Source organism: Kitasatospora mediocidica KCTC 9733, assembly GCF_000744225.1.
Classification (GTDB): Bacteria; Actinomycetota; Actinomycetes; order Streptomycetales; family Streptomycetaceae; genus Kitasatospora; species Kitasatospora mediocidica.
In genome coordinates this window covers 548574-561898 of record NZ_JQLN01000005.1, presented here as the reverse complement: position 1 = coordinate 561898, position 13325 = coordinate 548574, and the positions used below count along the sequence as shown (strand labels likewise).

Here is a 13325-nt window from a genome sequence, read left to right as displayed (position 1 = left end):
TTCACGGTCGGCTGCACGGGGGCCCCGACCTGGTCAGGTCGGCGTCCCGCGGGCGGGACCGTGCATGGCTGGCAAGGGGTCTGATTCTACTTTCGGGTAACCCTGTCTGCGCCCGGCTGAGCCGAGAAAAACCGCAGCTCTCGGGTTGTCGGGTGCCCACAATACGGCGCGCGGCCCGTCCGGACGCCAGAGTCTCATTACCATCTTCTCCCATGAGCACTGAGCAGCAGGAGACGGCCGGGTCGGGGGAGTGGGCCGAGGCGGCCGGGGGTCCCGGTGCGCGGCCGGCCGGACGCTGGGACACCCGTACGGTCCAGGTCCCCGGGGCCGTCCTCGCGGTCACCGGACCGACCGCGGACCACTCCGCAGGGTTGTCCGAGGCGCTCTTCGTGCACGGGCTCGGCGGCTCCTCGGACAACTGGGCCGACCTGATGGAGGAGCTGGCCGGCGAGGTCCGCGGCGAGGCGCTCGACCTGCCCGGATTCGGCTGGTCCGCGCCGCCTGCGGACGGCAACCTGTCGGTGACCGGGCACGTCAGGGCCGTGATCGGCTACCTGGAGTCGAGCGGTCGCGGGCCGGTGCACCTGTTCGGCAACTCGCTCGGCGGCGCGGTCGCCGTCCGGCTCGCGGCGCTGCGCCCCGATCTGGTGCGCAGCCTGACGCTGATCTCCCCGGCGCTGCCCGAGCTGCCGCCGCAGCGCACCGCGCTGCCCACCGGCCTGCTGGCCGTGCCCGGCGCGACCCGGCTGATCCAGCGCATCCCGTCCGGCGGGCGCAGCGTCGAACAGGCCACCGACGGGCTGCTCGACCTGGTCTACGGCAACGCCCGGGAGATCCCGGACGATCGCCGCGAGCAGGCCGTCGCCGAGTACCGGCGGCGGATGGCGCTGCCGTACGCGCTGCAGGTGCTGGTCGGGTCGGCGCGCGGGATCGTCACGGCGTACACCGAGCGTGGCGACCAGGCGCTCTGGCGGCAGGCCGAGCGGGTGGAGGTGCCGGTGCTGCTGGTCTACGGGCTGCGCGACAAGCTGGTCTCGTACCGCTCGGCGGCGCGGGCCTGCGCGGCCTTCCGGGACGCCCGGCTGCTGGTGCTGCCGGAGTCCGGGCACGTGGCGATGATGGAGCACCCGCAGCTGGTGGCGCGTTCGGTGCGGGAGTTCCTGCGCGAGGTGGACGGGCCGGCCCGGGGCTGAGCGACGGGTCCGGGGGCGGACGCAACGGCGGGGGATTCCCGAGGTTACGGGGGTTCACTCGTTCAGGTGGCAGGCAGGCAAGTGAGCGATGGCGGCGCCGGATCGGCCCTACCTTCGTGGTGTCGGACCGAACAGGTGTAGGGCGTGACCGCCGCGTGCCGGGGTGGGCGCCCAGGGGTGTGTGAGATGTGCGCGTTGGGCGGGGTCGTCCCGTCGAGGCCGGGTGATCACCCGGTGGTGCGGCCGGAGCGTGGACCGACAGGTCCGGGGGGCCGGTCGCACGGCGGGGCGCGGGGGCGCTCCGTGATCTCCGTGCGGACCACTCCGCCGTCCTGACCGTGGCGCGTTCCGTGCCGGTCCTGGTCGGCGCGGTCCGGCTTTTGCGCTCTGCTCCGATCCGGGACCGGTATCGGATGTTCCGTTCACTCTGCTTCTGGAGGTCGTCGTGCGCATCGCTCTGCTCACCGAGGGCACTCAATCGTACGCGCAGCGTGCCGGCGGCTGGCCCGGCCGGCTGGCCGCGGGGCTGCCGGAGCACGAGTTCCAGCGCTACGCGCTGCTGTCGGGCCAGGGCCCGGCGCCGGCGCGGGAGGAGCCGGGGTCGCACACGCTCGCGCTGCGCGGCCCGCGGCCGGCCGGTCGCGGGCCCGGCGCGGTGCGCCGGCGGCAGTACGTCGTGGCGTACGAGCAGCTGGTCCGGGCGCTGGTCGTGCCGCGTGAGCGGGCCGACTTCGCGGTCGGGCTGTACCGGCTGGCCGAGCTCGCCCGGGAGGACGGCGCGTTGCCCGCCTTCCTGGCCTCCGGGGCCGCCCAGCGGGTGTTGGAGAAGGCCTGGCGCTCGCCCGGCGCGGACACCGCGGCCGGCCAACCCCTGGTCCGGGACGTCCTGGTGGCCGGCGACCTGCTGGAGCAGTGCCTGCGCCCGCTGTCGGCGCCGTGGTACGCCGGCGGGCTCGGCGAGGTCGATCTCTGCCATGTGCTGAGCGGCGGCCCGGCCGCGTTGCCCGCGCTGCTGGCCAAACGGCTGTACGGGGTGCCGTTCGTGCTCACCGAGCGCGGCCTGCACCTGCGCGAGCAGTACCTCGGCTACCGGCACGCGCCCTACCGCTGGCCGGTGCGCGCCCTGCTGCTCGCGTTCTTCCGGCTGCTGACCGAGGAGACCTACCGGCAGGCCGCCGTGCTCACCCCGGGCAGCGCCTACGACCAGGAGTGGCAGCGGCGCTGCGGCGCCGCCCCGGAGCGGATCCGGGTGGTCTACGAGGGCACCGAGGCGGTGGACAGACCGGCGGCCGGGCCCGAACCCGAACACCCCACCCTGGTCTGGGCCGGGACCTTGGAGCCCGGCAGCGATCCGGAGCTGATGCTGCACGCGTTCGCGCGCGTGCGGGCCGAGCTGCCGCAGGCGCGGCTGCGGATGTACGGGGTCGAGGGGCCGCCGCGCTACCTGGAGCACTGCCTGGCGGTCGCCGGGCGACTGGGGCTGAGCACGGCGGTGCGCTCCGGAGAGGGAGCTCCCGGCGAGGCGGAGCCCGCGGTGGTGTTCGCGGGCCGTCCGGCCGCACCGGCCGATGCCTGGGAGCGGGCGACGGTGGTGGTCTTCTCGGCCCGGGCGCACCGAGTGCCCCGGCTGCCGGTCGACGCGATGCTGAGCGGCCGCGCGCTGGTGGCCACCGACGTCGGGGTGCTGCGCGAGGTGGTCGGGCCGGCCGGACTGGTGCTCCCGCCAGGTGATCCGCAGGGCCTGGCCGTGGCCTGCCTGGCCCTGCTCGGGGACGAGGAGCGGCGCTCCCGGCTCGGCCTGGCCGGCCGGCTGCGGGTGCAGGAACGATTCGCGGTGGAGCCCGCGGTGACGGCGTTCCGGGAGATCTACCTGGAGGTGGTCTCGCGCTGGCCGGCCTTCCCCTGCGACGACCGCCGGGCCGGCGCCGTGCCGCAGCCGTTCGCCAGGCCCGCCGAGTTCTGGGTCGCGGGCCGGTCGGCCGCGACACCCTCGGACGGCCCGGCGGAGAGCGGCGCGGAGGCGGGCGAGGCCGTCGGGTCGTCCGCCGGGCCCGGCGGCACAGCGCCGCAGCCGCGCCCGGACGAGGAGCTCGCCGTGGCCGCGGACACCGATCGCGCGCCGGCCCAGGTCATGGCGCAGGCCCTCTGATGGCGGGGGATCCGGTGCGCGAGCTGATGGCGGCCCACCAGGCGCTCTGTGAACAGGCCGGCCACCCGCTGGAGATCGCGGCGGCACTGGAGGAGGCCGGGATCGGCGCCGCCACCGCCGGACAGTACCGGCACGGCGACGTCTTCTCGCTCGCCGAGGAGATGTTCGCCCGCGTCCCGCGCAGGGCGGGCGGCGGCCCCTCGCGCGCCGACTCGGCGCTCCCGGCGGACCCGGCAGCCCCGCCGAGGTCGTCGGTCGCGCGGCTGAAACCCGCGCTGGCGCTGCTCGGCGTGCTGTTGCTGCCGCTCGCCGACGCCGCGCCGGCGGCCGGGCCGGGCGGGGCCGCGGTGGCCCTGGTGCTGGCGGCGGGCGCCGCCACCGGGGCGGCCCGCTACTCGGCGCGCTGGGTGCGGCACACCGGCCGGGCCCAACTGCGGACGGCCGCCACGATCGCCGACTTCCGGGCCAGGATGCGGCCGGTCCTGCCGGTCGCGCTCGGCCTCTACGTCGTGGTGCTGGCGGTGGCCAGCTTCGCCGCCCTCGCCGTGCTCACCGCGGTGGCCCCGAGACCGGGGCCGGCGTTGGCGGGCGGTCTGCTGCACGCCGCCTTCCGGCAGGCCGGGGTCGCGCGGTGGTGCGCGCAGGCCGCGCTGGGGCTGCTGCTCGGTCCGGCCGCGGTGCTGCGCTGCTGCGGCCAGGGCGGTGCGGCGCTGGCCGGGCTGCTGTCGGCCGACGCGCTGTCGGCCGCCGCGCTGCTGCTGCGCACCTGCGGTCTGCTGCCCGGCTGGGCGTCGGCACCGGGCACGGCGACGGCCTGCGCGGCCGGGGCCGCGGCCGCTGTGTTGCTGCCGTGCGCCTGGATCGTGGTCGGCCGGCCCGGCGGCTACCGATGAGGCCCGCCGACCCGTCCCACCCCCGTGTTCCCCATCTCGTTCCCCGTCTCGTGGAAGGACACCCCCGATGAGGGTGCTGCTGCTGGGTGCCGACGGCTATATCGGCCGTCGGGTCGCCGACCGTCTGCTGCTGGACCAGGACCTCCAGGTCACGGTGCTGGGCCGACGCGACTCGGCCGACATCCGGTTCGACCTGTCGGCCGGCAGCCCCGGTGCGCTGGCCCGCTTCCTGGACGCGGTGGCGCCGCAGGTCGTGATCAACTGCGCCGGGGCCACCTACGGCACCTCACGGGCGCTGATCCGGGCCAACGCGCTGGCGGTGGCGACGGTCTGCGAGGCGATCCGGCGCAGCCGCCAGCCCGCCCGGCTGGTGCACGTCGGGTCGGCGGCGGAGTACGGACCGGTCCAGCCCGGCGCGCCGATCGCGGAGACCGCCGAGCCCCGGCCGGTCGGGCCGTACGGCGTCTCCAAGCTGACCGGGACGGAGCTGGTGACCTCCTCCGGGCTGGACGCCGCCGTGCTGCGGGTCTTCGACGTGGTCGGTCCCGGCGCGCCGGCGGCCTCGCTCTTCGGCCGGCTGGCCGAGGGGCTGCGCCGGGCCCTGGAGCAGCAGGAGAACCAGGTCCGGATGCCGGACCTCTCGGCCTTCCGCGACTTCGTGGACGTCCGGGACGTCGCGCTGGCCGTCCGGGCGGCGGCGGTCTCGGCGGCCACCGGCGTGATCAACATCGGCAGCGGCCACGCCGTCCGGTCCCGGGACGCGGCCTACCTGCTCGTCCGGGCCTCGGGCTTCGAGGGGACGTTGGCGGAGGAGTCCAGGGCGGTGCTGCTGCCGGCCCAGCCGGTCGGCGACTTCGGCGGCCTGGAGCGGCCCGCCGCCGAGCCCCGTCCGGTCGCCGAACCGGTGCCCTGGCGGCAGGCCGACGTCCGCACGGCCCGCGAGCGGCTCGGCTGGCGAGCCTGCACGCCGCTGGAGGAGTCGCTCGGCGACGTCTGGCTGGAGACCGCCTGCCGGGTGTGAGCGTCCGCCGGCGGCGCCGCACCGGCCGTCCAGGTCCCACGATCCGGCGCGACGCGTCTCGCCTGTCGGACTTGCTGTCTCGGAATAGCGGGAGCGCGTGACACTGTTGGCGTAGTAGTCACTACCGAACTGACGACCATCGGAGTCCCCGTGTCGCTGCCACCCCTGGTCGAGCCGGCTGCCGAGCTCACCGTCGACGAGGTCCGCCGGTACTCCCGCCACCTGATCATCCCGGATGTCGGGATGGCCGGGCAGAAGCGGCTGAAGAACGCCAAGGTGCTCTGTGTCGGCGCCGGTGGCCTCGGGTCCCCGGCGCTGATGTACCTGGCTGCGGCCGGTGTGGGCACGCTGGGCATCGTGGAGTTCGACACCGTCGACGAGTCCAACCTCCAGCGCCAGATCATCCACGGCCAGTCCGACATCGGCCGCTCCAAGGGCGAGTCCGCGCGCGACTCGGTCCAGGAGATCAACCCCTACGTCAACGTGATCCTCCACGACGAGCGTCTCGACAACGACAACGTCATGGAGATCTTCGCCGGCTACGACCTGATCGTGGACGGCACCGACAACTTCGCCACCCGGTACCTGGTGAACGACGCCGCGGTGCTGCTCGGCAAGCCCTACGTGTGGGGCTCGATCTACCGCTTCGACGGCCAGGCCAGCGTCTTCTGGGCCGAGCACGGTCCCTGCTACCGCTGCCTCTACCCGGAGGCCCCGCCGCCCGGCATGGTCCCCTCCTGCGCCGAGGGCGGCGTGCTCGGGGTGCTCTGCGCCTCGATCGGCTCGATCCAGGTCACCGAGGCGATCAAGCTGCTGGCCGGCATCGGCGAGCCGCTGGTGGGCCGTCTGATGATCTACGACGCCCTGGAGATGAACTACCGCCAGGTCAAGGTCCGCAAGGACCCCGACTGCGCGCTCTGCGGCGAGAACCCGACGGTCACCGGCCTGATCGACTACGAGGCGTTCTGCGGCGCGATCTCGGAGGAGGCCCAGGAGGCCGCCATGGGGTCGACCATCACGCCCCGGGCGCTCAAGGAGATGCTCGACAACGACGAGAAGATCTTCCTGATCGACGTCCGCGAGCCCGGCGAGTACGAGATCGTCAACATCCCCGGCGCCACGCTCATCCCGAAGAACGAGTTCCTGATGGGTGACGCGCTGGAGCGGATGCCGCAGGACCGCAAGATCGTCCTGCACTGCAAGACCGGCGTCCGCTCGGCCGAGGTGCTGGCCGTGCTGAAGGCCGCGGGCTTCTCCGACGCCGTCCACGTGGGCAGCGGCGTGGTCGGTTGGGTCAACCAGATCGAGCCGCACAAGCCGGTCTACTGACCGGTCCTGACACTGCGACGGCCGCGGGCCGGGCCCCCTTGGAGGGGCCCGGCCCGCGGCCGTCGGTGCGTCGGGCTACATCGCGCCCTTGCGCTGCAGGAAGGTGTAGGCGATCCAGCCGGGCAGTACCGGCAGCCAGAAGGTCAGCGCCCGGTAGAGGAAGACCGCCGACGTCGCGGTGGCCGCCGGCAGCCCGCCCGCGCCGAGGGCGACGATCAGGGCGATCTCGACCGGCCCGATCCCGCCCGGGGTCGGCACGGCCGAACCGGCCGCGTTCGCCGTCAGGAAGATCACCGCGACGGTCGCGTAGCTCATCGACCCGCCGAAGGCCCGGACCGAGGCGTCCAGGCAGGCGGTGAAGGCCAGCGTCAGCAGCAGGATGCCGCCGAAGCCGGTGACCAGCTTGCTGGGCGTCTGCATCAGGTCGAGCATCCGGGGCACGACGCCGAAGAAGAGCGAGCGGACCCGGGTGATCACGAACCGGCGCAGCGGGGCGACCGCGGCGATCACCAGCGCCAGCACGGCGGCCGTCAGGACGCCGATGATCACCGCACGCTGGCTGCCGAGGTCGCCGTTGGCCTGGCTGCCGGTGATCAGGCCGAAGCCGAAGAGCAGCAGCAGGTGTCCGCCCAGGCCGGCCAGCTGCGACGCGCCCACACTGGCCACCGCCTGGCCGGGCCGGATGCCGGACTTCTGCAGGTAGCGGGTGTTCAGCGCGATGCCGCCGATCGCGGCGGGCGCCACCAGCTTCACGAAGGAGCCGGCCAGCTGGGCGGCGACCGTCCGGCCGAACGGCAGCTTCTCGGGCACGAACCCGGTCAGGCTCATCGCCGCCGCGCCGTAGCTCGCCGCGGCGGCGGCCAGCGCGACCGAGGCCCAGGCCCAGTTCATCTGGGAGAGCTTGAGCTGGCCGGGCTGGATGGTGGTCACCGCGAGGTAGGCGGCGAAGGCCAGCGCGATCACCATGATCAGGCTCTTGGGCTTCAGCCGTTCCAGCTTGGCCGGCGCCAAAGGCGCCTCCGGCACGATCTCCAGGATCTGCGCGCGGATCCGGCTGAGCAGGTCCTCGCCGGCCGCGGCGATGTCCTCCTCGGCCTCCTCCTGGGTGCGCTCCCCGGCCGCCACCTGCTCCAGCGCCAGCGCCTGGGCGGCGGCCTTGCGCTCCTTGGTCAGCTTGGCCAGGTCCGCCCGGGTCTGCCGGCTCATGCCGACCGGCTGCAGCAGCGGCAGCGCCGCGGCCACCCGGTCCGGGCCCAGCACCCGGTTGGCGGTGGCCACCGCCCGTTCCGGGCCGATCCGCAGCGCGAAGGTGGTCAGCAGCTGGGCGGCGTCGATCCGCAGGGTCAGATCGCCGGCCGCGATGTCGCCGCCGGAGAGGTTCACCAGCGCGCCGGTCTTCTCGTCCACCGCCAGCAGCGACTCGCCGGTCAGCCGGCGGTGCGCGATCCGGCGCTGGTGCAGGACGGCCACCGACTGCCAGAAGGAGGCCATCACCTCGTCGGTGATCTCCTCGGTCGGCAGCTCGTCGAGGGTACGGCCCTCGACCTTCTCGTAGACCAGGACGGCCGCGTCCGGGCCCAGCTCGGAGGTGGCCACCAGCTGCGGGGCGTGCGCGCCGGCCGCCGCCGCCGCGTACGCGATCAGGGCCTCCTGCTCCAGCGCCTGGCGCAGCGACTGCGGGCTGCGCCGGACCGCCACCGAGCGCAGCAGCAGTCGGCGCCAGACCCGGTAGAAGAAGCCGGAGGCCTGCTGCTCGCGGTCGATGATGTGGACGTCGAGGGTCGGGCCGCCGTTCTGGTTGACGTAGTACCGCCGGGTGCCGCCGGGGGCGTCGGGGGCGCGGTGGGCGCCGCTGGGCGCGAAGCCGACCTTGCGCAGGCCGAGCATCAGGTGCTGGCCGGTCGGGCGGATGTTGGGCGAGCCGATCGCGTAGAGCGTCCCGTACGCCACCGACCAGCCGATCAGCACGGTGAGCAGGAGCGAGAGCGGGGTGGTGTAGCCGCTGATCAGCTCGGTGGCGCCGCTGAGCACGACCACTATCCACAGGGCCACCCGCCAGCGGGGTCTGCTGACCATGCCGACCGCCGTCATATAGGCGATCACCGGCGCGAGATAGCCGTGCACGGGGTCGGTCAGCGAGCCGTTGCCGCTGTCCGGGAGCCGGGTCAGCGCGCTTCTGATGGCGTTCGAGGCGCCCTCCGCCACCCACCAGTCGATGGCCAGCGAGACGCCGTAGGCCAGCACCGAGGCGAGGACGCCGTCGGCGACCCGCAGCCCGTCGCGCTTGATCAGCCGCTCGACCGCGAAGGCCACCGGCACGGCCAGCACGGCGATGCTGGAGACCAGGCTTCCGACGGTGCTGAGCCAGGACGGGATGTGCCGGATGTTGACGTCGATGTCGGAGGCGATGCCGCTGGTGGTCGATTTGGCGATCCCCGCGAGGACGAACAGCGCGATGATGCCGAGCAGGCCGGCCAGCAGGCGGATCAGGTCCGACGGGCGGTGCGCGCGCGCCGCGAGCAGCGGCTCGTCGACGGCGAGGTCGTCGCCCTCGGGTTCGGGCTCCCAGCGCGGGGGGCTCGGTTCGGGCACGGTCGGCCGGGGCGCGGCCGGCCGGGCCTCCTTCACCAGGGAGACCTTCGGTTCGCCGGCGACGGGTAGTGCGGCGGTGGGCTCCTCTGAGCCCTCGTCCACGTCCACGTCAGCCATCCCGGTCATCTGGTCTTGTCCTCGTATCACCACTCACCGCCTCGAAGATGGTGGCATGCCGTATCGCCCGCCGCTGGACAGGGGCCGTACTGGGCGCGGCGAATCCGTCCGCACGGGATCCGGCGCTCGTCCGGATGCGGAAGAATGCCGGGGGTGACATCGATCAGCGAGGACCGTGACCCGGGCGGTGACCTGCCCCCCTTCGCCGAGCTGGTGCTCGACCTGATCGAGCGGATCCCGCCGGGCCGGGTGATGACCTACGGCGACGTGGCCGAGTACCTGGAACAGGGCGGCCCCCGCCAGGTCGGGCGGGTGCTGGCACTGTACGGCGGCGCGGTGGCCTGGTGGCGCGTGGTGCGCGCGGACGGGGCGCTGCTGCCGGGTCACGAGCAGCGGGCGCTGGCCGCCTACCGGGCCGAGGGTACGCCGCTGCGGGAGGGCCGGGGACCGGCCCGGGGCTCGCGGGCGGCCGAGAGCCTGCCGCGGCTCGATATGAAGCAGGCCCGCTGGGACGGGCGCCAAAAGTAGTTGCTCGGACACAGTCCGAATCCTGCGCAGCTCGGGGCGCACTCATTCGTGTGACCGGTCGCATCTGTTCCGGCGCACGCCCTCGCGTCTCGTAGGCTCGGTGGTTCCTCCCCAGCCTTCGGCCGGGAGGTGCCCCTCCTCCCCCAGGACCACCGTGACCTCTCCCTACCGTTTGGTGCGCAGCCCGCTCACGCCGCCCGCCCCGCCCGTGCTGGACCCCTACCAGCAGGCGGTGGCCGAGCACGTGGGCGGGCCGCTGCTGGTGCTGGCCGGGCCCGGCACGGGCAAGACCACCACGCTGGTGGAGTCGGTCGCGCGGCGGATCGAGCGGGGCACCGACCCGGAGCGGATCCTGGTGCTGACCTTCAGCCGCAAGGCCGCGATGGAGCTGCGCGACCGGATGGCCGTGCGACTGGGCAGCGCTCCGCAGACCACGACCTTCCACTCCTTCTGCTACGCCCTGCTGCGCGCGCACCAGGATCCGGAGCAGTACGCGGAGCCGCTGCGGCTGCTCTCCGGTCCCGAACAGGACGTGATGGTCCGTGAGCTGCTGGCGGGTGACGCCGAGGACGCCGCGAGCGGGGGCAAGGGGGTCCCCCCGGCCGAAGGCCGGGGGAGGATCAGCTGGCCGCTGGACCTGCGGGCCTGCCTGACCACCCGCGGCTTCGCCGACGAGGTCCGCGCGGTGCTCGCGCGCAGCCGTGAGCTCGGACTGGGGGAGGCGGAGCTGGCCCGTTTCGCGGCCGGCGTGCAGCGGCCGGACTGGGCCGCCGCGGCACACTTCCTGGCCGACTACCTGGACGTGCTGGACCTGCGCGGCGTCCTCGACTACGCCGAGCTGGTGCACCGGGCGGTGCTGCTGGCAGAGCGTCCCGAAGTGGATCTGCGCGGCCGCTACGACGTGGTGTTCGTGGACGAGTACCAGGACACCGACCCGGCCCAGGTCCGGCTGCTGCACCAGCTGGCCGGGGGCGGCCGCGACCTGGTGGCGGTCGGTGACCCGGACCAGTCGATCTACGCCTTCCGCGGCGCCGACATCAACGGGATCCTGGACTTCCCCGACCAGTTCCGGCAGGCGGACGGCCGGCCGGCCGAGGTGAAGGTGCTGCGGGTGTCGCGCCGCTCGGCGCCGGTCCTGCTGGCCGCCTCCCGCGAGCTGGCCCGCCGGATGCCGATGAGCCGCCTGCCCTCGGACAAGCTGGCGCAGCACCGCGCGCTGCTGACGGCCCGCGAGGGCGGCGGCCGGGTCGAGGTCTACAGCTACCCCACGCCCGGCACCGAGCTGGAGAGCATCGCCGACCTGCTGCGCCGGGCGCACCTGGAGGACGGCGTCCCGTGGGGCGAGATGGCGGTGCTGGTCCGGGCGGGCGCCCGGGCGATACCCGGCGTGCGGCGCGCGCTGAGCGCGGCCGGCGTGCCGCTGGAGATCGACGGCGACGACCTGCCGCTGCGCGAGGAGCCGGCCGTGGTCCCGCTGCTGCTCGCGCTGCGGGTCTGCGCCCAGGGCGCCGCGTACGAGAAGTCGGCCTCCTCGACGTCCGAGACCGAGGAGGCCCCGGCAGGTGGCCGCCCGTACGCCGCCGACCCCCTGACCGCCGATGTCGCGCACACCCTGCTGACCGGCCCGCTCGGCGGGTTGGACGGCTCCGACCTGCGGCGGCTGGGTCGCGCGCTGCGCGAGGAGGAACGGGCCGCGGGGGCCGAGGTGGTCCGCTCGGCCGACGAGCTGGTGCGCGAGGCGCTCGCCGAACCCGGACGCCTGGTGGCGATGGACCCGGGCTACGCCCGCCGGGCCCGCGACCTGGGCTTCCTGCTCCGCAAGGTCCGCGAGCACCTGATCGGCGGCGGCACCGCCGAGGAGGCGCTCTGGCTGCTCTGGGACGGCAGTCCGCGCTGGCGCGAACGCCTGGAACGCTCCGCCCTGCGCTCCGGCACCGCCGGGCGCAACGCCGACCGCGACCTGGACGCGCTGTGCGCGCTCTTCGAGACCGCCGCCCGCGCCGAGGAGCAGATCACCGGCCACCGCGGCGCCCTCGACCTCCTCGCCGAGCTGGAGGCGCAGGACATCGCCGCCGACACGCTCACCGTCCGCACCGCCCGTCCCGAGGCCGTCCGGCTGATGACCGCCCACCGCTCCAAGGGCCTGGAATGGCGGCTGGTGGTGGTGGCCGGCGTCCAGGAGGGGCTCTGGCCGGACCTGCGCCGCCGCGGCTCGCTGCTGGAGGCCGACCGGATCGGACGCGACGGCCTGGCCGAACCGCTCAGCCCCGGCGCCCTGCTGGCCGAGGAGCGCCGGCTCTTCTACGTCGCCGTCACCCGGGCCAAGGAGCGCCTGATCGTCACCGCGGTCAAGGCCCCGGCCGAGGACGGTGACGAGCCCTCCCGGTTCCTGCGCGAGCTCTACCGGGAGGAACTGGACCCCCGCACCGGCAAGGTGCTGCGCCGCACCCCGCAGGTCGTCGTCGAGGACGTCACCCATCGCCCGCGCCGCCCGCTGGCGATCCCCGCGCTGATCGCCGAGCTGCGCGCGGTCACCGTCGACCCGGCCCGCTCGCCCGAGCTGCGCCGCACCGCCGCCGAGCGCCTCGCGCAGCTCGCCGCCGCCACCGACGAGGACGGCGTGCCGCTGGTCCCCGCCGCCCACCCGGCCCGCTGGTGGGGGATGGCCGACCCGACCGGCAACCCCGTCCCGCTGCGCGAGCCCGACCAGCCCGTCCAGCTCTCCGGCAGCGGCCTGGAGCAGCTCGACTCGTGCGCGCTGGAGTGGTTCCTGGCCAAGGAGGTCAAGGCCCAGACGGCGACCTCGGGCGCCCAGGGCTTCGGCAACGTCGTGCACGCGCTGGCCGACGAGGTCGGCTCCGGCCGCACCCCGGCCGACCTGGCGGTCCTGATGGAGCGGCTGGACACCGTCTGGGACGCGCTGGCCTTCGACGCGCCGTGGAAGGCGGACCAGGAGAAGGCGCAGGCCCGCGCCGCGCTGGAGCGCTTCCTGCACTGGCACGTGCTGGAGCGCGGCCGCGGCACGCTGGCGACCGAGCACCCGTTCGACCTGATCCTGCCGGTCGGCGAGGTCTCGGTGCGGATCCGCGGTGTGATGGACCGGGTCGAGCAGGACGCCGCGGGCCGGGCCTACGTGGTCGACTTCAAGACCGGCAAGCAGCCCCCCACCGACAAGTCGCTGCCCGAGCACCGGCAGCTGGCCGTCTACCAGCTCGCGGTCCGCGAGGGTGCGGTGGACGACCTGACGGGCCGCCGTCCGGAACTCGGCGGCGCCGAACTGGTGCAGCTGCGGATCGACGACAAGCGCGACCCGGCCGCCCCCAAGGTGCAGCAGCAGGGGCCGCCGGACGGTGAGCCGTGGATCGAGAACCTGCTAGCCGACGCGGCCGGCCGGGTCCTCGCCGAGCGCTTCGTGCCGACCACCGGGAGCGGGTGCGACCGCTGCTCGTTCCGCCGCAGCTGCTCCGCCCAGCGCGACGGGCGCCAGCTGGTCGATTAGGGGG

8 protein-coding genes are annotated in these 13325 nt (G+C 74.6%); 7 read left to right on the top strand and 1 reads right to left on the bottom strand.

The genetic code is table 11. The features are described from left to right. Positions 1 to 212: 212 nt before the first annotated feature. From BS80_RS16560 to moeZ, 5 genes are all read left to right on the top strand, one after another. Positions 213 to 1193, top strand: coding sequence for an alpha/beta fold hydrolase (locus tag BS80_RS16560; RefSeq protein WP_051966694.1), 981 nt, complete (start codon positions 213 to 215; stop codon positions 1191 to 1193). Between the two features lie 445 nt (positions 1194 to 1638). Then, the gene (locus tag BS80_RS16555) at positions 1639 to 3342 is read left to right on the top strand and encodes a DUF3492 domain-containing protein (protein ID WP_051966693.1); all 1704 of its coding nucleotides are present in this window, start codon (positions 1639 to 1641) and stop codon (positions 3340 to 3342) included. Next, a complete protein-coding gene (locus tag BS80_RS16550) occupies positions 3342 to 4235 on the top strand; it encodes a hypothetical protein (RefSeq protein WP_035798205.1) in 894 nt (297 codons plus the stop codon). The genes BS80_RS16555 and BS80_RS16550 overlap by 1 nt, the downstream gene beginning before the upstream one ends. 67 nt (positions 4236 to 4302) lie before the next feature. Then, a complete protein-coding gene (locus BS80_RS16545) occupies positions 4303 to 5256 on the top strand; it encodes an NAD-dependent epimerase/dehydratase family protein (protein WP_035798203.1) in 954 nt (317 codons plus the stop codon). 150 nt (positions 5257 to 5406) lie between these two features. After that, positions 5407 to 6585 (top strand): adenylyltransferase/sulfurtransferase MoeZ, encoded by a 1179-nt coding sequence (gene moeZ / locus BS80_RS16540; RefSeq protein WP_035798201.1) that lies wholly within the window; start codon positions 5407 to 5409, stop codon positions 6583 to 6585. A 75-nt stretch (positions 6586 to 6660) separates the two neighbouring features. Here moeZ and BS80_RS16535 read toward each other — a convergent pair whose 3' ends face one another. Then, positions 6661 to 9294, bottom strand: a complete 2634-nt coding sequence (locus tag BS80_RS16535; RefSeq protein ID WP_083975267.1) for a lysylphosphatidylglycerol synthase domain-containing protein — start codon at positions 9292 to 9294, stop codon at positions 6661 to 6663. Positions 9295 to 9438: 144 nt separating this feature from the next. Between BS80_RS16535 and BS80_RS16530 the strand changes: the two genes are divergently transcribed. Next, the gene (locus tag BS80_RS16530; protein WP_035798199.1) at positions 9439 to 9822 is read left to right on the top strand and encodes an MGMT family protein; all 384 of its coding nucleotides are present in this window, start codon (positions 9439 to 9441) and stop codon (positions 9820 to 9822) included. A gap of 154 nt (positions 9823 to 9976) precedes the next feature. Then, positions 9977 to 13321: an ATP-dependent helicase gene (locus BS80_RS16525; protein WP_157536316.1), complete on the top strand. Its 3345-nt coding sequence runs from the start codon at positions 9977 to 9979 to the stop codon at positions 13319 to 13321. The last annotated feature ends 4 nt before the right edge of the window (positions 13322 to 13325 follow it).